At 62.2% G+C, this 19,995-nt stretch carries 13 protein-coding genes and 1 pseudogene; all 14 read right to left on the bottom strand.

The genetic code is table 11. The features are described from left to right. Nucleotides 1-13 precede the first annotated feature (13 nt). Nucleotides 14-1,912, bottom strand: a pseudogene (locus MQW23_RS17840) (type VI secretion system Vgr family protein); the annotation flags it as partial. Between the two features lie 148 nt (nucleotides 1,913-2,060). Next, entirely contained in the window at nucleotides 2,061-2,507 is a 447-nt protein-coding gene (locus tag MQW23_RS17835; RefSeq protein ID WP_252109566.1) for a hypothetical protein, read from the bottom strand. A gap of 124 nt (nucleotides 2,508-2,631) precedes the next feature. After that, on the bottom strand, nucleotides 2,632-2,889 hold the full coding sequence (locus tag MQW23_RS17830; protein WP_252109565.1) for a PAAR domain-containing protein: 258 nt from the start codon (nucleotides 2,887-2,889) through the stop codon (nucleotides 2,632-2,634). Beyond that, nucleotides 2,886-3,743: a hypothetical protein gene (locus MQW23_RS17825; protein ID WP_252109564.1), complete on the bottom strand. Its 858-nt coding sequence runs from the start codon at nucleotides 3,741-3,743 to the stop codon at nucleotides 2,886-2,888. Before MQW23_RS17825 ends, MQW23_RS17830 begins: the two co-directional genes overlap by 4 nt. A gap of 53 nt (nucleotides 3,744-3,796) precedes the next feature. Beyond that, nucleotides 3,797-5,713: a hypothetical protein gene (locus tag MQW23_RS17820; RefSeq protein WP_252109563.1), complete on the bottom strand. Its 1,917-nt coding sequence runs from the start codon at nucleotides 5,711-5,713 to the stop codon at nucleotides 3,797-3,799. Beyond that, complete coding sequence (locus MQW23_RS17815; protein WP_252109562.1) at nucleotides 5,710-7,071, bottom strand: DUF4123 domain-containing protein; 1,362 nt, start codon at nucleotides 7,069-7,071, stop codon at nucleotides 5,710-5,712. Before MQW23_RS17815 ends, MQW23_RS17820 begins: the two co-directional genes overlap by 4 nt. Before the next feature lie 3 nt (nucleotides 7,072-7,074). After that, the gene (locus MQW23_RS17810; RefSeq protein WP_252109561.1) at nucleotides 7,075-9,042 is read right to left on the bottom strand and encodes a type VI secretion system Vgr family protein; all 1,968 of its coding nucleotides are present in this window, start codon (nucleotides 9,040-9,042) and stop codon (nucleotides 7,075-7,077) included. 1 nt (nucleotide 9,043) lies between these two features. Continuing rightward, nucleotides 9,044-9,331 (bottom strand): type VI secretion system PAAR protein, encoded by a 288-nt coding sequence (locus tag MQW23_RS17805; protein WP_252109560.1) that lies wholly within the window; start codon nucleotides 9,329-9,331, stop codon nucleotides 9,044-9,046. A gap of 58 nt (nucleotides 9,332-9,389) precedes the next feature. Beyond that, nucleotides 9,390-9,974 (bottom strand): GNAT family N-acetyltransferase, encoded by a 585-nt coding sequence (locus MQW23_RS17800; protein WP_252109559.1) that lies wholly within the window; start codon nucleotides 9,972-9,974, stop codon nucleotides 9,390-9,392. Continuing rightward, nucleotides 9,958-13,593, bottom strand: a complete 3,636-nt coding sequence (gene tssM / locus MQW23_RS17795) for a type VI secretion system membrane subunit TssM (RefSeq protein ID WP_252109558.1) — start codon at nucleotides 13,591-13,593, stop codon at nucleotides 9,958-9,960. Before tssM ends, MQW23_RS17800 begins: the two co-directional genes overlap by 17 nt. Before the next feature lie 87 nt (nucleotides 13,594-13,680). Further along, entirely contained in the window at nucleotides 13,681-15,132 is a 1,452-nt protein-coding gene (gene tssA / locus MQW23_RS17790; RefSeq protein WP_252109557.1) for a type VI secretion system protein TssA, read from the bottom strand. 9 nt (nucleotides 15,133-15,141) lie between these two features. After that, a complete protein-coding gene (gene vasI / locus MQW23_RS17785) occupies nucleotides 15,142-15,795 on the bottom strand; it encodes a type VI secretion system-associated protein VasI (protein WP_252109556.1) in 654 nt (217 codons plus the stop codon). Then, the gene (locus MQW23_RS17780) at nucleotides 15,792-17,384 is read right to left on the bottom strand and encodes a sigma-54 interaction domain-containing protein (protein WP_252109555.1); all 1,593 of its coding nucleotides are present in this window, start codon (nucleotides 17,382-17,384) and stop codon (nucleotides 15,792-15,794) included. The genes vasI and MQW23_RS17780 overlap by 4 nt, the downstream gene beginning before the upstream one ends. A gap of 4 nt (nucleotides 17,385-17,388) precedes the next feature. Further along, nucleotides 17,389-19,992, bottom strand: coding sequence for a type VI secretion system ATPase TssH (gene tssH / locus MQW23_RS17775; protein WP_252109554.1), 2,604 nt, complete (start codon nucleotides 19,990-19,992; stop codon nucleotides 17,389-17,391). Between the last annotated feature and the right edge of the window lie 3 nt (nucleotides 19,993-19,995).

Genomic DNA, 19,995 nt, shown 5'->3' with positions numbered 1-19,995 from the left:
GGGTGGGCGTCTGGTGGGGCTCGAGGGTGACGTCCTCGCTCTCTTCCGGTTCGGCCTCGCCAGGCAGGCGCGGCAGCACGATCGCCTGACCTCGGCCACGGCCGGGGCTGCCGCCGGAGTTGATGCGTACCTGAGAGCCGACAATGGTCACACCGCTCGGGTCGAGCTTGATGAAGCTGCCGCCGGCCTTGAGGGTAATCTCGGCACCGGCTTCCAGCACGATCTGCGTGCCCGCCTTATGGTGAACCTCCCGCCCCGCTTCCAGCAGTTGCGCCTCGCCGTACCGCTCGTGGCGAGTCTGGTCCACCTGCAGGTGGTCGTCGCCCTCGATGTGGGTGAAGCGGTCGTTGTGGACCGTCAGGTGATCATCAACATGGATCTCGCTGAGGCGATTGCGATGCACCTTGAGGTGACTGTCGTTGCGAATCTCCTCGGTGCGGTCGTTGAGCGTCAGCAGTTCCAGGTCCTTCTGGGCGTGGAGCCAGATCTGCTCTTCCCCGGCTTCATCTTCAAAGCGCAGTTCGTTGAAGCCGTCCGCCTTGTGGCTCTGGGTACGGATGGCGGTGCGCGTCTTGTGCTCCGGCAGTGCGTAGGGCGGGATATTGACCGCGTGGTACGTCCGTCCGGTGACCAGCGGCTGATCCGGGTCGCCTTCCAAAAACGAGACGATGACTTCGTGGCCGATGCGGGGGATGGCGATGCTGCCGTAACCGCCGCCGGCCCAGCCCTGGGAGACGCGGACCCAGCAGCTCGCGGTGTCGTTCGGCTCGGCGTAGCGGTCCCAGGGGAACTGCACCTTCACCCGGCCATGCTCGTCGCAGTGAATCTCTTCACCTTCCGGCCCGACCACGAAGGCGACCTGAGGGCCGTCGACTCTCGGCTTTGGGTTCGGCGTGGCCCGCCAGGCGGCGTCGCCGGGCATCAGCGTCACATGATTGACGTAGCGGGTCATGCCGTCCTGGCCCAGGCCGCCAGCGGCCTGGGCGCTCTGGACGATGCCGTCCTCTTCCAGCGCCTGGGGCTGTTCGCCGGTGTGCTCCACCGCCACCACCTGCCAGTCGCGGTTGAGGCTCTCGGTGTCGTGATCGGTGAGGGTGAAGCGGGCGCCGGGGGCGAGTTCCGGCAGGTCGCTTTGGGCGCTCGCCGTGGTGGCGTTGCGGCGCAGGTGCTCCAGGCGGATGCGGGTGAAGGGCTTGCCGGAGGCGTCCTGCTTGTAGCGGCCGGGATAGTCGTAATGTTCGTAGTCGGTCTGCTGGCCGTGCTCAGTGACGTCATCGCCCAGGTGGTCGTGGAGCTGGGCGTAGGCGGGGTTCTTGAAGCTGTAGTCCTTGAGCTGGGCGCTGGCGGTGGCGACCCGGGCGGTGTGGCTTAACTTGCGCACATGCCGCGTAGGCGGTGTGCCGCCGGCGCGGCTGTGGTAGGTGCGCTCGCCCAGATTCGTCAGCGCCTGCGGGTCGTCGGAAAACACCAGCCGGTGGGCACCGCCGTCGCTGTCCTCGAATTCGTGAAAATAGAACAGCCCTTCCTCGGCGGCCAGGCGCTCGATGAAGGCAAGATCGGTCTCGCGGTACTGCACGCAGTACTCCCGCTCGACGGGTTCACGGCTAACGGCAAACGCCACGTCGCTGATGCCGCGCTCATCAAGAAGAGTATTGATGATGGTCAGCGGATCGACCTTCTGGAAGATGCGCGAGTTCTGGCGCAGCGAGGTGCGCCAGAGCGCCGGGCGCAGCGTGAGGGTATAGAAGGTGCGCCGGTGGCCGCGATCACCCCGGCCGAACTCGCTGATGATGCCGTGCACGCGGCGCAGCGGCTCGCCGTTCTGCCACACGGTAAGCGTGGCCTCGCGGTCGAGCAGGTCAGCGGCATCGAGGCTGCCGTCGCGGCTGGCGAGCGTAGCGGTCAGCGCGAAGCGTTAACTCCTTTACGCCGGGAAATTTCCAATCAATCGATCCATCCAACACATGGGAACGTTTCAAACCAGCGGATCAGATACCTTTAGCGAAAAAAATCGATCCTGGCCGTTCGAATAGATCTGGTCTCTGATTGTCGATCACTGTCTACTTGGACTCTAGCCACTCATTCCTGGCCGATTGCAACGCGGCAAATTCGGGGCCGTCTTCATCGATCTGATGGAAGGTAAACGCCACTTCAAACGGCTCGCCATGGACCAACACGAACTGCTCGGGTGTTTCGAACTGGATCCTGGCGGCGGGGTTGTCCGGGCTGGTCGCCTGCTGATGCTCGAAATCGAAGTCGTAACTTAGCGGCTCGGCCTGCGCTTCCATATAGATCTCGGCGCGTTGGCTCTCGCGGTCAAACCTGATCCAAGCGCGTTCCATGCTCGCTTCGATCTCGGGCAATATGGAATCAAACATGGGGTTCGCTTCTACCGCTTCTATCGACTCCACGGCATAGATGCCTGATTGAGGTATTTCCGAGGGGGCGGCCAGCGCCGTCCCCATAACGGTTCCCAACAAAAAAGGAGCAACAATCCATTGTTTCATGGTTCACCATTCATACTATTTGTTTAAATGTTTTCACGACTGGACATCATTCAAATCATGCCATGACATCATGGGTAATGCTTAAGAACGAACTAAGCGCTTTTAGCAAAACATCGTATTGGCATTACGGCTCCACCTTGGCGCTACTCGAGGCGGTAATAATCTCACCGCCGTGATCGGTCCTGCAGCCCAAGTACGCCGTGGGGCGGCCATCATGACTCGAATGGCGGGAGCCTTCGATGATGGTAGCGCCGCAAGCGGTTTTATCCCCTACCCGCGCCACGGGCTGACCCTCTACATGAGAGGGCGAACCGGAGATGATTTCAGTGACACCGTGAATGGGGCAACGGTGAAGGTCGCCTTTGCGAGCTACGGGTTTCATCGGCAGATTTCCCATTGGCCATCGCGTTGGATGAAGTAAAGTCTGACAAAACTTGCTTGGTGTTCTTGTCCTGCATGACCAAAAGCGATTGGCACATTAACCCCTTCCGTTGTCAGCCAAGCGACTCGATTGTCCGCCGCTAAGTTCAATGTCATGGGCTCTTCTGGAAAAGGATCGAGTTCAAACAAATTCGGGTTATCAAAAAACATATCGTAGCTTGCTCGCTGGCGCACATAAGCTTCGGATTCACCAGAGGCTAGCGCTAGCTCTTCAATCATGGTGCTGGAAGCATTCATAAGCGCATCGTTATTCCTTGCTTCAAATAGGGCATGTAGTCGACGATACTCTCGGGCTAAGCTATCGCGCACCCCATCCGTATCACTTAATATATCTCCCTCCTCCCAACACCAGGTTGGCATTTGCTGACGATTATCGAAGACCACTTCCAACGTGTCATAATCTTCAAATCTTTTAAATTCGATATCGTTTTGTAATGGTTGCAAAGGAGCGCCCGGATCCAAGAAGACGACTTCAGGTTCAGCATCATTTTGGCCCGGCTTCATGACTACATCGAAAGCAGTGCTGGCTTCCGTATTAGGGTTTTGACCCGGCTCCCAATATAACAGTGAAACTTTCAACTCGCTATCCGGCTCATATTGCATAGGCCATGAGTTAAGGTTCACCTTGTTTTTTCCATTTCTAATGTATTGCGAAACAGGCTGCCGAGTATCTAAATGGCTTGGTGTGCCGGTGAAATTTAACAAAATATCTTGAATCCGCATTGAGCTAGGAACGCCGTCTACGGACCAACGAACGCCGAAGAGATACTTTTGATTTTCAGCTTCCTGCGCCATCGCATTCGTCTCCATTAAAAGAAATATTAATAGCAGTTTCGTCAATTTTTTTTTCATGAGAAGGGTATGAACTCCCCGGTGTAACCCTCTGCAAGAGGGTAAGTGTTAGTATTTTCTGAATCTTCAACCCACTCAACTGAGGTAGAATTCAGGATAGCTTGGCGAGAACGCGCCCCCCTTGACTCACCACCCGCACCAGGACGACGATCACCAGACTCCACATTCAATTTTTTATAAGACTTAATCTTTAAAGACGCGCCTTTATGATAAAGCTGATATCCCCAGCGGCCTTCATCTGTTTTGATTCGAATACCACCTTCGGTAACGACTTCAGCCTCATACCTGAAAACATGTCTGTCCGTGATAATCGAATCAAAATAGCCGAGAATACCACCCATAGCCTTTGCAGTAAGTTTGATTTCAAGCTGACCACTGACGGTTGACTCATCAAATTTACCTTCATAAAAATCGTAAACACCTCCAAGTAATTCATCGGCAGAAGCATCCTCAGATGCTTTGAACCCCGCCCCAAGCGAAATTTCCATGAAAAGCGAAGGATCAATTTGATATTCGGCTAAGTAAAGGTTTCTTCCTTTCTCTGCGTCTTCCAAAAAAGTGACTAGAACATGAGCAGCGCCGCCTACAGGGTTCATGGGCGGAATTCTTCTCAGCGCTCGCTTTAATGCCAAGTAAATGTCAACTTTGACTCCAAAGGCAAAGTCCAACGACAAGCCTACATCTAGTTTCCATGTAAGTTCAGGACCGCCGTCCTGCTCAACCTGCTCGGTCTCGACTTGTATACTTAACTTTGGGCCTACCGTAAAAATATTGGTCAACTTATTTGAGTCATTCTCGGTGCTCAAGTTTTTCGCCAGACGCTTGGCATTGTTTGTCAATGAGTCAATAAATCGATCAATTGAGCTCCCTTGCTGACGAGCATTTTGCTGCCTGCGAAGCGAAGGAGCACTATCGTAGGTAGTAGTTGCGCTACGATATTTGCCTACTTTGATATTTTTGGTATTACTCCCACACGTTACGCCTATGTCAGCATCGACTTGCCAGCCCTGCTCATGCGTAACCTGCCTGGGGTTACTCCCCATATTCAATTCACCACGTAATCGCCTGGCCTCACTTCGTGGAATATTCTCGGTGCCTATCTGAGGAGGTTGTACACTCACTTTCCCTTGGAATTTCAGGCTAGGCACAGTGACAGAGGTAAAAAGAAAATCTCTAGTTCCATCATAGCTAATTCTGAATTGCTCCTCCTTCGCCATGATGCCTCGATTCATGATGATATCGAGGATTATGACGGCCGCCTCAAAGGCAAGACCATAGTCACCCAATCGAGGGATATTGGTCAGAGAAGAACGGGGATTCGTTTCGACAGTAAAAGGTATTGCAGCGCCCGAATTAATGGTCGTACCGTTCAGCTCTTCAGTCCAATATAGCGTGTGTGCCTGATGGGGACAGTCATCGGCAATCGTAATGGTGACAGTACCCTCATCCTTGAACGTCGAGCCGTTCAGGAATCCTTCAAAACTCAGCTCCCCCGCTACCGCTTGGTCGGCTACGAAATAGATCTTACAGTCGGTATCTTCCAATTCATTTTCGCCCTGTAGAACTACCCGGGCATTATTACCACCGTGACAGACAACGTTGACCTGTTCAATACAGGGTGTTTGTGAAGCGCATATAACACAACTCTCGCCAAGCTCTGGATCCTGGAGGCTCTCTCCATCGGCCGGTTCCGAGGGAATAGGACTTTCTGTCAACGGCTCACCGCCTCCCTTGAGGTATTCTCGGTACGAATAATTGAGCGCTTGGTCCTGAAAGACGGGAGTAGCTGCGTAATCATCGCTATACGCCATGGCATCCAGTATTCGACGCCGTTCATTTTCGGGACGTATAAAATTTTCGGGTTGGTTTTGTACCAAATACGCCATGTCTTCAAGAGTCGGCTGATAACTCATGACCGTTCCTCACTCACAATGGGTCGATAGTTGTCGTGCTGCATGTCACCTTCCTCATGACGATACGGGGCAAGAAGCGTATGGCGGATGCGTCCTCGGGGTAGCCAGCTTTCCAACTGGTCGCGCTTTCGCCAACCGGCCGTTTTCGAATTGTCCAGAATTCGTCGCGCCTCGGTGTGATCATCGGGAAAGGTCTCGCCGAACTCCATGATGCACTTCGCCAGGGTGCGCACCTGCCTTTTAGAGCGCAGCCCGTAGCGCTGCCCCAGCTGTGCGGCGGTTTGAACGGCGGATAAGCGCTCCTCGATCATTGTTTTGGGATACTGCTCGCCTAGCGCCAATGCAAGCCCGGCCTGGGCACGCTGTTGCATCAGGGCGCCAAAACGATCGAAGGCCTGCTGGTCGATTGCGAACTGCCGCCCCTGACGACAGGCATCGCGCGCCTGGTTACTCAACGACACCTGCACCAGGCGCCCCTGTACCTCACTTGCCTGGGTATCGAGCACAACCGGTGGCTCCAGCGTGAGGTCCGGGGGAAATGCCATCCGCGGTGAGACCGGTGTGATGAGTGTTTCCAGCGGGGCCATGAAGGCGGCCAGCTTCCAGGGCTCCAGCGCCTGGGTCATATCCAGCGCCACACGCGGGTCGTAGAAGCGGAAATACACCGGGGCCTGGTCGTTGGCGGGCGTCCAGAGCATGGTGAACTTGCGCAGGTGGGTGCGTAGCTGCCTGAGCGTGGCGTGGGAGTGAAGCAGCACGCCCCAGTGCTGGTTCTGGGGCAGGCTTTCCAGCCAGGCGCGCAGGTCGCTGTCGGCTTCCAGACGTACCAGCCAAGGGGCGTTGGCCCGGGTCTCGGCATTGGTAGCGGCGTAAAGGCACGTATGCTGCGCGTCGGTTTGGCCCAACCGCGCCTGAATCTCGCGGCAGTTGACGCCGTCCACCACGGCCCATAGCGGCGGCTGGTTGGTTGCCAGCAGCGCCGGCCAGGTGGTTTCGCTGTACGCGATGGTCGGCTCCACGGGGAGGGGCTCGACCGGCTCGGGTTCCACGATGAGCGGCAGCATCTCGCCGTAAACCACCCGGTTCGTTGAGGATGTTTGGTGCGCCAGTTCTACCAGCGTTTGCGACATGCCCTGGCGCCGAAACCGCTCCAGCAGCGTTTGAGCCGATTCCAGCCTTAAAAGGCTCAGGCCATCGTCCGAGAGCCGGCTTTGAAGCAGCGCGCGTATGTCGTCTTCCGATTCGGCCAGCACCGCCACGGTCACGATGGCCTCATCGGCCTCTTCGTCCCAGTGTCGGAACTCGGGCGTGTTGGCGACCACATGGCAGCGAGCAACCCAGTAATCCGGCGTGGCCATGGGTCACTCCTCTTCCAGCGGGCAGTGGGAGACGAAGGGGCTCCCCTCGCCGGCCGCCACTTCCAGTACCGCCGGCACCGGCGGCAGGGCGGCCGCGCTGGGCGAGGCAGAGCCCACGTTCAGTACCGGCGTCACATCGACGCTTCCCCCGTTGAGCACCAGGGCCGAGCCGCCTGCCACCAGCGTGATTTTACTGGCATCGAGAATCAGCTCGCCGTCGGCCTTGAAGGTAATATCGCCATTGGCATGGGTTTGATAATTGCCGCCCACCTTTAACCCGCGCTCGCCATCGATCTGTTCGGTGTGGTTGGTATGGACCGTGACATCGCGGTTGCCGTCGATGGTTTCGACACGATCCTTCGCAATGGCCAGGTGCGAGTTATTACCGATGGTCGCCATATCATCGAACTCCACCCGCTTCTGGCGGGAGTTCAGGACATGCAGCTCCATGTTTTTCTGAGCGTGCATGTAGATGAACTCTTCCCCCGCCAGGTCTTCGAAACAGAGTTCGTTGAACCCTTCGCCCTTGTGGGTCTGGGTTTTGATGGCGGTGCGAGTTTTGTGTTCGGGCAGCGGGTACGGCGCGATATTGGCCGCGTGATAAGTGCGCCCGGTCACCAGCGGCTGGTCCGGATCACCTTCCAGAAACGAGACGATGACTTCGTGGCCGATGCGCGGAATGGCGATGCTGCCGTAGCCGCCGCCGGCCCAGCCCTGGGCCACGCGAATCCAACAGCTAGCCGTCTCGTCGGGCTCGGCGTAGCGGTCCCAGGGGAACTGTACTTTCACCCGGCCGTGCTCGTCGCAGTGGATCTCTTCACCTTCCGGCCCGACCACGAAGGCGACCTGGGGGCCGTCGACTCTCGGCTTGGGGTTGGGCGTGGCGCGCCAGGCGGCGTCGCCGGGCATCAGCGTCACATGATTGACGTAGCGGGTCATGCCGCCGGTGTCGCTGCTGATGCTGTCTTCTTCCAGCGCCTGGGGCTGCTCGCCGGTGTGCTCTACCGCCACCACCTGCCAGTCGCGGTTGAGGCTCTCGGTATCGTGATCGATAAGCGAAAAGCGCGCGCCGGGGGCGAGTTCCGGTAAATCGCTTTGGGCGCTGGCCGTGGTGGCGTTACGGCGCAGGTGCTCCAGGCGGATACGGGTGAAGGGCTTGCCGGAGGCGTCTTCCTTGTAGCGGCCGGGGTAATCAAAGTGTTCGTAGTCGGTCTGCTGGCCGTGCTCGGCGACGTCATCGCCCAGTTGGTCGTGCAACTGGGCGTAGGCCGGGTTCTTGAAGCTGTAGTCCTTGAGCTGGGCGCTGGCGGTGGCGACCCGGGCGGTGTGGCTTAACTTGCGCACATGCCGCGTGGGCGGTGTGCCCCCGGCGCGGCTGTGGTAGGTGCGCTCGCCCAGGTTGGTCAGCACCTGGGGGTCGTCGGAAAATACCAGCCGGTGGGCGCCGCCGTCGCTGTCTTCGAACTCATGGAAGTAAAACAGGCCCTCTTCGGCGGCGAGACGCTCGATGAAGGCGAGATCGGTCTCGCGGTACTGCACGCAGTACTCCCGCTCGACGGGATCGCGGCTAACGGCAAACGCCACGTCGCTGATGCCGCGCTCATCAAGAAGAGTATTGATGATGGTCAGCGGATCGACCTTCTGGAAGATGCGCGAGTTCTGGCGCAGCGAGGTGCGCCACAGCGCCGGGCGCAGCGTGAGGGTATAGAAGGTGCGCCGGTGGCCGCGATCACCCCGACCAAACTCGCTGATGATGCCGTGAACACGGCGCAGCGGCTCGCCATCCTGCCAGACGGTGAGCGTGGCCTCGCGGTCGAGCAGCTCGGCGGCGTCCAGGCCGCCGTCGCGGCTGGCCAGCGTAGCGGTTAGCGCGAAGGGTTCGGAGAGCGCTTCGCGGTGGGTGAAATCGACCACCGCGACGTCGTCGACGCCGGGTAGCGTCAGGGTGAACTGTAGGCCGGTAGCTGGCATGTTAACTTCCCTCTCCTGAACCTGAACCGATGACCACGCCGCCGCAATCCACGGCGTGGCTAGTAAGTGCAACGGGCTTGCCGTCGACGAAAATAGTGCCCGAGCCTTGGGCGATGCTGCGAGAATGGGTCGGGTGGTTGGGCTTGTCATGAGGTTCCAGCGCATCGCCCAAGCGGGCGACAGGCTTGCCATCCATGATGACCGTGGGGCTGCCCTCGATCACCGGCGTGGGCGGATAGCCGTCGTGATCGGTGCCGATATCTCCCAACAACACGAATTTCTGGCCCATTGCGCGACTCCTTCTTCGGTTCTACTCGTTCGGTGTGCGACCCTCGCGGCAGGAGGATCTACTCATCCCACTTGGCAGGCGCCTCGAAACTGGCGACTTCCAAAGCGTCCACGTACTGGCGGTTGAAGCCCGCGGCCTCCAGGCTGCCGATGGCGCTGTGGCAGGCCAGCGGCAGGCGTGTCTGCAGCGGCACACCACTCAGGGTCACGCGCAGCGCGCGCAGAAGCCGCGTGCCGTGACCGCTGCCCTTCCACTCCTTGCTGATATAAAAGAACCGGAGCTGCCAGGCAGCCTCGTCGTCGGGGCGGCACGCCAGCACCATGCCCAGCGGCGGCCCCTCGCCATGGCGCAGCGACAAGAGCCGCCCCTGCCAGTGCGCCACCTGGCCGTCGTCACGCTGCAGCCAAAGCCCGCGATGCACGGTGAACTCCAGCGCGCGACGAAGCGTCTGTAGCGTGTCTTCATTGCGCAACACCCAAGGCGAGTAGCCCTGGCCGTCCGCCTGGAGAACGGCCTCGATAAAACTATCGATATCCTCGTCGCGGGCCTTTTCCAGCGGGCGCGAATGGCGAGTGCGCTGGCGCCGATGGCGCGAGGAGGATTTCTCCGCCCGGGAGAACAGCTTCTTAAATGGCGTCAGCATGGCCACCTCGCTCGGCATAAAGGGCCGAGGGCAAATGGAAACCCGCCGCCAGCGGCCGGGTAAAGGGGTTGGGCGCGCCGCCGGCGAACAGGCGGTAGCGCATGGTGCCGCCGTCCACATTGAAGCGAAGCTCCAGCTCGCGTTCGCTCACGCTGGTGATATCGGCCTGCTCGAGAAGGCGAAACCATGCCCAGGCGCCGTCCTGGGCGACGCTTCTCGGCGAGCGGTTGACTTCACTGGGCACCATGGTGATACGGCTTTCGGTACCGCCGCGCAGGGCGTTGGGCCAGATCATCGATACCCGCTGGCTGGCGCTGTGAGCGTACTCGATCAGTTGGCCATCCACGCTGATGACGCTGCGCCGCTTGTCCGGGCTCAAGCTGATAGGCTCCAGGGCGAACTCGACGTCGAGCGCGCCGTCGCGGCTGAAGTAGGCGCGACGAATCTGCTCGGCCTGATCCACTGCGGTGTAGAGGCTATCACGCAAGAGTGAGTTGCCCTCGGCATCGGTCAGGTACTCCGGCGCGCCTTCGATGAACGGCTTGAGGCTGTCCTCGTAGAAGGTATCCAGAATGCCATCGGGAGCGAAGAAGTCCTCGAAGTCGCTTAGCGCGACCTCTTGGGAGGCGCCCGGCGCGAGCGGATAGCGGCCTGCCAGACGCTCCTGATAGGGCGCGACCACTTCGTCGAGCCACAGGCTTTCAAGGTGACGGGTGGCGCTGACCATCATTAACTCCCAGCTCTGATCGGCCAACTGGTGAAGCATGCGCCCAACGGGCTGAGGCGTATCGTCGGCGATTCGCTTGAGGTTCTCGATGGGATCGCTGCCGCGCAGTGACAGCCGGTCGCGCACGCTGATGAAGGCACTGCGGCCCGAATCGCTGGACTCCTCGATCTCGCGCAGGTAGTCACGCAGCTGGGTGATGGCGGCCTTGATCTCGGTCAGCGACGAGGGATTGCCGTTGTCGGCTTGGCTCAGCCGGTTGACGGGCGTGAACGGCTGCTCGATGGCCAGCGCCAGCTGGTAGCGCTGAGATTGCCGCAGCGCTTCGCGGGCCTGGTCGTCGTCCTCGGGCAGCTCCGGATAGAGGCTGGTATTGCGCGCCACCGAATCCAGCAGCCGGTCCAGCGGGCGCTGGGCGCCGACCAGGGCATCGGCCACCACGATGGCCTGATGGATGTCCGGCAGCGGTACCAGCCGAGTATCACGCAGCGCGTCACGCCAGCTCACCTGGTAGTCGCTGACGTAGTGCTCGCGCAGCGCAACCTGCAGCTGCTCCTTGTCGGCCTCGCTGAAGTCGATATCGTCGCGCTGGCCGAGCACCCAGATGTCGATCAGGGCAAGTTCCACGGCGCGGTCGAGCTCCTGAAGAAAGTAGTTCTCGAAGCCATCACGAGTGACCAGGTAGGGCAGGCGCACGTGGTCCGGGTCGTCGTTGCGGGCCATGAACACGGTGTTGAACAGCGTGCCGACGCTGCGGCGCAGGTCCAGCGGCTCGCCACGGCGGCTGCCGGCGGCCTTGAGCGCGGCGTAGACCCGCTCGTCGATGGGTTGACGCAAGAGATCCTGCTGGGCGGCTTCGATGCTGCCCGTGAGCGGCGCCATGGCCTGCTTGGCGCGGGCGCTGCCTTCCGCGATATGGCCCTGAAGATCGCTGTGCACCATGGCGTAATCGAGATGCCCCATAAGACGCTGCTGCACGTCGCCCTGCTGGGGGAAGTAGCTCTGCCAGCGACTGGCCATGTAGCGTTCCACTCGCTCGGTCTGGCGGCCGCTCTGGTCCGACATCATGCGCAGCACACGCAGCAGCGCGAGCTTTTCGTTGCTGCCCTCCTCGGCACGGTTCATGTCATCCATGATGCCGATCATCAGCGCCGGCAGGAACTGGTTCTCCAGCATGGCAAGGTAAGCCCGCTCCACCTGGGCGCCGATCACGTGGCCCTGGTAAAGGCCCATGTCAGCGAAATAGGGCACATGGGTACGATACTCGCCAAACGTTTCCATGGCGTAGCGTATCCGATCCAGCGGCTCCAAAAACTCACGCCCACTCGGGTCATCGCTGCGAAAGGCTTCGGGCTGGGTGGCCAGGAAGGTTTGCGCACGCTCCTCCACTGCCGAAAGCGACACGCTGTTCTTCTGGTAGAAGTGCGTCCAGCCGCCCACCAGCGCCACGCCCAGCACAGCACACAGGGCCAGGCTTGCGTTGCGCGCGCGCTCGCGGCGCCGGGTAACGCGGGCGTTGTCCGCGGCCAGCCCCGCTTCCGGATAGATGACCTTCTCGAACAGTTCCTCGGTGAAATAGAGAGCGCTGCGCGTCGCCCGATGGGCGGGCTGGACGCTGTCATCCATGTGATAGCGTCGGGCGGCGGCGTCCACGAAGGGGTCTTCCGGCACACCCTGCTGGTATACCGAGGTGAAATAGGTACCGCGCACCATCGCCGCGGTGGAAAAACGGTCGCTTGAGAGCGCCTCGGTCAAAAAGCCCAGCAGCACGTCGCGAAGCCCGGCCAGCTGGCGCACGAAGCGAAACACCGATTCGCGCTCCTCGCGGTCGCGGCACTCGGCCAGCATGCCGGGTAGAAGCTGGTTCAGGCGGGTCAGCATGGCATCGAAATCCGCCTCGAACTCGGCCTCCCACTGCCCCGGCGTCTCCATGGACCCAGGCGTGAAGGTGAAGCCCAGCGGCGCCTTGCGCGCAGAGCGGGAGTAATGGCGGAAGAAGTCGTCGAAGCCGTGCAGCAGATCCATCTTGCTAAAGGTGACGTAGACCGGAAGCCTTGCGCCGTGACGCTCCATCAGCTCGCGCAGGCGGCTGCGCAAAAGCGTGGCGTAAGCTTTACGCACCGCCACCTGGGCGTGACTGAGGCGTGCCAGATCGAGCACCAGCACGATACCGTCGAGCGGGCGCTGGGCACGATTGCGCTCCAGCCAGTCGACGAAATGGTCCCAGAGCCTGCGTTGAAGCTCCTGGGGTTCGCCGCCTTCCATGGCGCCCTGGGTCAGCAATTCACCGTCCGGGTCGATCAGTACCGCTTGATCGCCGATCCACCAGTCGAAGCCGAGCTGGCCCTGCTTGCTGCTCTGCCCGCTGGCCTTCATCACGTGGGTCAGGGCGAAGTTCTGGCCGGAGCGGTTGATCAGGCTGGTCTTGCCGGCGTTCTCGACGCCCATGACCAGATACCAGGGCAGCCGATAGCGGCCGTTGCTACCGCCCAGACTCTCGGAGATTTCTCCCAGCACACCGTTGAGCGACTCTTCCTGACGCTCGATCTGGGACATGATGGGATCCTGCTGACGAGCCTGCTCCTGCTGACGTTCGGTGTCGAGTTCACGCAAACGCCGCGTCAGGCGTACGCCCCATACTACCGCTGCCAGGGCGACAATGATCAGTGTGGCCGCTACGCGGTTGGCGAAGGGTGCCAGCGGCGCCATGCCGCCCACTTCCCAGCTCGGCCCGAACCACCAGATGGCCACGAGCAGGATGACGACCAGCACGGCCCAGAGCGCCATGGAGAGCCGTGACAGCCCGCGCGCCTTGTTGACGTGGGCGTTGGCCCGGTTCTTCGCTGTCTGTGCCCGCGAGAAGCCCGGCACCCAGCGGCTTAGCTTCGATCTCAAGGTTGACCACATGTGCCTTTATCCCTCGTCCCTTTTAGTGATGATCATCGGTTTTTACCGGGTGTGAATACGGGTGTGTCTGGCCTGTCAGGTCTCTTTCAGCGCCGCTTGCAAGCGCGCGACCAGCGCGGGTTCCCACTGCTCCAGCGCAAGCTCGTTTACCGTTTGGTGCAGCGTGGCGTAGTGCTGTCGAGCCAGGCTATCCAGCCCCGCATCGCTCATGATTTCGGCGCTGGCCAGCCGCCAGTAGGCGCTTTCACGCGGCGAGCGCGCCGCGCTCAGGCCGGTATCCAGCACCTTGAGCGCCGCGCCGGTATCGCCTTGTTCGAGCGCTTCGCGTGCCTCGACCAGCCCTTGCTGCCAGGCCTCGCTGCCGCCGTCGCTGCCGCCACCGCCCCCTCCGGGCGCGCTCGAGAGCCAGCGCGCGGTCTCTTCGTCGAGAAACGCCACGCCGTTGTTGAAGGTGAGCGACTCGATGCCCGGCAGGCGTTCGACAAAGCGTTGGGTTTCATCGCGAATGGCCTCGGCACAGTGCGGATGCCCCAGGGTTTTCGCAAGGCCGGCGCTCAGCCGGTGGCCTTCGAGCCAGTACGGGCTGACCGCCAGGCTCTTCTCGATGCGTGCCCAAAGGCCGTTGTCGCCGCCCTTGGCGATTGCTTCGCGGTACTCGGCCGTGCGATCCGCCGATACCGGCGCAAGCTCGGTTCTACCGTTGTCCCGGGCACCGGGCAGTGCCTGGATCGCCCCCCAAATCGCGTAACGGCGCACCCGGTAGGCCAGCGGCTCGCCCGACGACTGCTCGGCGAGAAACTCCGCCATGTTGAGAAAGGCCTGCCGGTTGGCGCGCTCGTTACCCGCCTCCAGGCGAAGCTCCGGCGCTTTCGCCGCCGCGGTTTCACGGGGTGTTTCCTGGGCCGGGCTCGCGGGCGTGGCGGCGGTATCGCGCACGCCTTGGGCTTGCGTAGCATTGCCCTCCTGGGCGGGGCGCTTGGCGGCCAGTTGACGAGTCAGTTCGTCCAGCGCATCGTGAGGAAGGGATTTCTCCGCGACCTCGCGTGCCAATTCGGCCAGCGAAGCCTCGCAGGCCTCGAACTCGTCCTGGGCGTTGTGGAAATCGAGTGTGGCTACGAGCTTCACGCTTCGCTGGACGAACTGCTGGAAAAGCCGCGGGCGCAGCTTGGCACCGCGTTTGCCGGCGAAGGGGTAGGCGCTTTCCCACCAGGGCGCGGCGATACTGCGCGCCAGAAGGCGCAGCGACAGCGCAAAACGAACGCCGCTGCCACCGTGCTGCATGCAGTGCACCAGGTGCCCCAGCACCTTCAGGTCCTTGCCCTTTTCGGCCAGCAGGCGAATCGCCTGCGTCTCGGCCTGCTCCCAGTCGATGCTGGCGTGCTGGAGCGAGCCGATCTTCATCATCTCCTCATCCAGCGCCAGGTAGTCGCCGGACTCCTCCACCGGCTCGCCCACCGGAGCGCCGTCGGCGTTCTCGGCCAGTGGCGCGATCAGCGGCGTCAGCTGGGATTCGGCGGTTATCTTCATCGCTCCTCCTTACCAGCCACAGGCGTCGCGCAGCGGACCAACGGCCTGGCGAAGCCCGGCGACATCGAAGCGCAGCCCATCGAGTTCGGCCACGTCGCTTTGTAGCGTGACCGAGCTTTCGCCGAGTAACTGGCGCAGCGTTTCGATGGCCGGCAATCCCCGGCCGCCGCCCACTACCCGCCCACCGTCACGTACTCGCCACTGCTGGGCCACCGAGCCATTGTCACCGACCAGCCGTACATCCACCCGCGCCTGGCCGAGCGGCTCGGGAAGGTGCAGTTGAAAGCGCGTAATCCACTTCTCGCACGCCAGCACCATGACCGGCCGCGGCGGCGTGGTGCCCAGCGCCGGCACGCTGATCAGGATGTTGTCCTGAGTCTGGGTGGCGATCAGCCCCATATCGCCCTCGTCTCGCGTGGCTTCCTGGCGCTCGATCTCGTACCACAGCGCTGGCAGCTCGCCCTCATCATTTTGCTCGTTCGTCTCCATAAAAAGCGCGTCGTAGCAGTTGAGCCGTTCCAGGCGGGACGGCGCCTCGCTGCAGGCTCGGGCGCTTTCCAGTAACGCTTGGGGAGCCTGTTCGCTCGCGCCGGCACTCGTCACCAAGCCCAAAAGCAGTAGCGCGGCGTGCGGCCAATGATCTTTCAGCAGCTTCACGTTCATTTGGTATCAAGCTCCAGTAGCTGACATTTGTGCGCCAGCGTGCGCTTGGGCAGGCCCAGGCTCTGCGCCGCCTGAGCCCGATTGCCTCCAAAGCGCTGCAAACGTTTGCGGATAATCAATGATTCGATCTCGCGCATGGCCTGGCGCAGATCGTCGATATCGTTGGGCAGAACGGTCTGTTCGGCGGCACCCTCCGGGGAGAGCGTCGCTGTGACCGCCACCTCGTCAGGCTGCTCACCAGGCAGCTGGTCCGGGCCGATATCCGCCCCGGGTGGCGTCATGGCACAGGCGTAGTCGACCACGTTCTTTAATTCGCGAACGTTGCCCGGATAATCGCGCTGATAAAGCCGACGCAGCGCCGCCGGCGTAAAGCCCATCTCGTCTCGCTCCTCGCGCGTGCAGAAGTCACGGATGAAGGCCTGAGCCAGTACGTCGATATCGTCACGGCGGCTTGAAAGCGGCGCCAGAGTGATCGGGAACTGGCCCAGGCGGTAGTAGAGATCCGCTCGAAAGCGCTGTTCCTTGATTTGCTCGCGAAGCGGCTGGTGGGTGGCCGCCACCACGCGAAGATCGGCGCAGCGTTCGTCGCTGGCGCCCAGCGGGCGGTAGCGCCCGCTCTCCAGCACGCGCAGGAGCTTGGCCTGGAGCGCCAACGGCATGTCGCCGATCTCGTCGAGAAACAGCGTGCCGCCGTGGGCCTTGGCGATCAGCCCTTCGCGGTTCTGGTCGGCGCCGGAAAACGCCCCTTTGACGTGGCCAAAAAGCTCCGACTCCAGAAGCGTCTCGGGAATCGCCGCACAGTTGATCGCCATGAACGGCGCCTCGGCGCGACTCGAGAGTTCGTGGATCGCTTGGGCCACGCGGTCCTTTCCGGTGCCGGTCTCGCCTTGCAAGAGCACCGCCAGGTTGGTTTCGGCGGCACGCACGACGTGACTTCTAAGCGCCTGCATGGACGCCGAACGACCGAGAAGGCGCTCGCCAAGACGATCCGCCCGCGCCTGGCGACGGGCGCCGTCGTTGAGCTTGGTCAACGAATCCTCGAGTACCCGGGAGCGCTGACGCTCGCCGTGCTCGCGTGTCAGGCGTGCCCACAAGCGGCATAATAGCGCCTCGAAGGCGACCAGGCCGGGCACGTCATCCAGCGCATCCATGGCGTCTTTATCCCCGGCGAGTAGCAGCACGCCGAGCCATTCGCGCCGGCCGTCCAGCGCTCGCAGCGGGCGCAACCGCAAGTGCTGGCGCGAGCCCAGCGCCGCGATCTGCTCCTGGAACCCTGCGTGATCGAGACGCAGTCGGGCATCCACCACGCCAAGCCTGAGCGCCTTGTCCCCGCGAATCACATGGGCATAGGGGTGACTGAAATCGTTGCAATCGAAGCGCTCGGTGGCACCGTCGCGCCCCAGCCACCGTCCGCTGCCATCGATATACAGACACTCCACCATGCCAAGCCCCAGCTGGCGGCGCAGCAGCTCGGCCGCCTCCTTGCGCAGCACCTCCAGCGAGGCGCTCTCCACCAGCGTCAGTGCAAGCGGCATCGCCGCCAGGGCCTGCGCTGGTGAAGGGGTCACGGGGCTTACGGGAAGCGTCATGATGTCAAGCGACCTCCGCCTTGAAGGTGTGGCTCTCGGCGTCGACACCGAGCACCACGCGCGAGATCGCCTCGCGGCGCGCCATGCGCTCCAGAAGCGCCCTGGACAGCGGCGGCAGCAGTTCGCCGTCGATCACCGATTCGAGCATGCGCGCGCCATTTTCGCTGCGCGTGGCGCGCACACAAATAGCGTCCAGCAGGGCGTCGTCGAGCACCACCTCGGCCTTTGGATGGCGCGAACGGATGCGCTTTGCCAGCGTTTCGAGCTTGGCGCCGACGATGTCGCGAAGCGTGTCGCCATCCAGCGGCAGGTAGGGCACCACTTCCATGCGCGCCAGCAGCGCCGGCTTGAAGAAGTCCGCCAGTACCGGGTAGAGCGCATCAAGGAGGGCAGCAGGATCGTTGTGATAGCGGTTGATCTGCTCGAATCCGAGATTCGAGGTGAGAAAGAACAGCACGTTCTTACAGTCGATCAGCCGTCCCTCTCCGTCGGCGAGCTCCCCCTTGTCGAAAGCCTGGTAGAACAGGTTGAGCACGTCCGGATGCGCCTTTTCCACCTCATCGAGCAGCACCACCGAGTAGGGCCGTTTGCGGATCGCCTCGGTCAGAAGCCCGCCTTCACCGAAGCCGACATAGCCCGGTGGCGAGCCGATCAACCGCGAAACGGTATGCTTCTCCTGGTATTCGGACATGTTGATGGTGATAAGAAACTCGCGTCCGCCGTAGAGCTGCTCGGCGATTTGCACTACTGTTTCGGTCTTGCCCACGCCGCTAGGCCCGGCGAGCAAGAACGCCCCCAGCGGTCGGCCGGGGCGACGCAGGTCGGCCCGGGCAGTGAGCAGGTGACGATGGATACGCTCGATGGCCACATCCTGGCCCTTGATGAGATGACCCAAGTGCTCCGGCAGTTCGGTCAGCCGGGTCAGCTCGTCGCTGGTCATGCGCTCGACCGGTACGCCGGTCCAGTCGCCGATCACTTGGGCGATCTGCGCCTCTTCCACGCTCGGGTTGACCAGCGCGAAGGCGTGCTGTAACTGCTTTAACTGAGTCTCGCGCTCGGCAAGCTCGGCATGAAGACTCGCCGTATCGCTCGACGGTTCGGCGTCGAGCAACTGGCGGTGCAGCTCGACGATGGCGTCCACGCATTCGCGCTGCGCCTGCCAGGCCGCTTCCAGCGTGGTGAGCTGCTCGTCGAGCCCGGCCAAACGCTCGTCCAGTGCCTCTGCCAAGGTGGCCTCCGGCGCGCGGCCCAGAAGCGTCTCGCGCGCTAGCTGGTCGCGCTCGCGAAGAGCGGCAGTGTGCGCGCTTTTCAGGTGGCTCAGTTGGCGCGGTGGCGTGTCCAGCGCCTGGGCCAAGCGCGTACAGGCGGTATCCAGCACGTCGATCGCCTTGTCCGGAAGTTGGCGCCCGGCCAGGTAACGCGCGGACAGCGCGGCGGCGGCGCGCAGGCCGCTGTCGCCGATCAGCACGCCGTGGGCTCGCTCGTAAACGTCTCGCAAGCCCCGAAGGATGACCAGCGCTTGATCGATGCTCGGCTCGTCGAGGGCCACGGGCTGGAAGCGCCGTGACAGCGCCGGGTCCTTCTCGAAATACTTCTTGTACTCGCGCCAGGTGGTGGCAGCGATGGTGCGCAGTTCACCACGGGCCAACGCGGGCTTCAAAAGGTTGGCCGCGTCGCCGCCGCCCTCCTGGTTGCCTGCGCCGATCAGCGTGTGGGCTTCGTCGATGAACAAGAGCGTAGGACGGGCGGCGTTCTTGACCTCGTCGATGACCGCCTTGAGGCGCTTCTCGAACTCGCCCTTGACCGCAGCGCCAGCCTGCAGAGCGCCGAGATCCAGGGACAGCAGTTCGACCCCGCTGAGCGCGGCGGGCACCTCGCCGGCCACGATGCGCGCGGCCAGTCCTTCGACTACGGCGCTCTTGCCGACTCCGGCGTCGCCGATCACGATCGGGTTGTTCTTGCGCCGCCGCCCCAGGATATCGAGCATCTGGTCGATTTCCGGGTCACGCCCCAGCACCGGGTCGAGCTCGCCCTTACGCGCCTGTTCGGTGAGCGAGGTGGCAAAGCGTGCCAGCGCGCTATCGTCTGCCTTGGCGCTCTGGCGGGAAGACGGCTCCGGCGTTCCCTGCGGGGCTTCGGCGGAGTCCGCGGTCAGCGCGTCGAGTCGGCGGCGCAGGGTCTCACGGTTGATGTCCGCGAGACGCCGCCGCGAGCCCGGGCCGAGATAGCGCTCGGGCGTGTGCAAAAGCGCGGTAAAGATCGCTCCGCTGCGCAGCGTGCGGTGCTGGTACTCGGTGGCGGCCAGCAGCCAGGCGTCTTGAAGAAGCTCGATCAGAAGCGGCGAGAAGCTGGGCGTGGCGACGTCCAGCGCGCGCGCGGGAAGGTTTTCTTCGGCAAGCTCGGCGCGCAGCGCTTCGATGTCCACATCCATCTGCTCGCATAGCGTACGCACGTCGCAAAGCGGCTGGTCGAGCAGCGCCTGAAGCAGGTGGCCCGCTGTGACCTCGGGCGCCTCCTGCTGGGCGCACAGCACCGCGGCCTGCTCGAGGCCTTGGCGAGCGATCGCGTTGAGTCGGTCAATGAGCGCCGGTAGCTCTACCCTGAGCATGAG

The sequence above is a fragment of the Halomonas sp. S3-1-1 genome (assembly GCF_023757625.1).
Lineage (GTDB): Bacteria > Pseudomonadota > Gammaproteobacteria > Pseudomonadales > Halomonadaceae > Vreelandella.
The sequence above is the reverse complement of the archived record's forward strand: the minus strand, read 5'-3'. Positions and strand labels throughout refer to the sequence as shown.

Coding starts and splice junctions, on each gene's coding strand:
- MQW23_RS17825 (WP_252109564.1), bottom strand. CDS start 3,743: ATGGCGCAGGAAGCTGAAAATCAAAAGTATCTCTTCGGCGTTCGTTGG.
- MQW23_RS17820 (WP_252109563.1), bottom strand. CDS start 5,713: ATGAGTTATCAGCCGACTCTTGAAGACATGGCGTATTTGGTACAAAAC.
- MQW23_RS17815 (WP_252109562.1), bottom strand. CDS start 7,071: ATGGCCACGCCGGATTACTGGGTTGCTCGCTGCCATGTGGTCGCCAAC.
- tssH (WP_252109554.1), bottom strand. CDS start 19,992: ATGCTCAGGGTAGAGCTACCGGCGCTCATTGACCGACTCAACGCGATC.
- vasI (WP_252109556.1), bottom strand. CDS start 15,795: ATGAACGTGAAGCTGCTGAAAGATCATTGGCCGCACGCCGCGCTACTG.
- MQW23_RS17830 (WP_252109565.1), bottom strand. CDS start 2,889: ATGAAACCCGTAGCTCGCAAAGGCGACCTTCACCGTTGCCCCATTCAC.
- MQW23_RS17810 (WP_252109561.1), bottom strand. CDS start 9,042: ATGCCAGCTACCGGCCTACAGTTCACCCTGACGCTACCCGGCGTCGAC.
- MQW23_RS17800 (WP_252109559.1), bottom strand. CDS start 9,974: ATGCTGACGCCATTTAAGAAGCTGTTCTCCCGGGCGGAGAAATCCTCC.
- tssA (WP_252109557.1), bottom strand. CDS start 15,132: ATGAAGATAACCGCCGAATCCCAGCTGACGCCGCTGATCGCGCCACTG.
- MQW23_RS17780 (WP_252109555.1), bottom strand. CDS start 17,384: ATGACGCTTCCCGTAAGCCCCGTGACCCCTTCACCAGCGCAGGCCCTG.
- MQW23_RS17805 (WP_252109560.1), bottom strand. CDS start 9,331: ATGGGCCAGAAATTCGTGTTGTTGGGAGATATCGGCACCGATCACGAC.
- MQW23_RS17835 (WP_252109566.1), bottom strand. CDS start 2,507: ATGAAACAATGGATTGTTGCTCCTTTTTTGTTGGGAACCGTTATGGGG.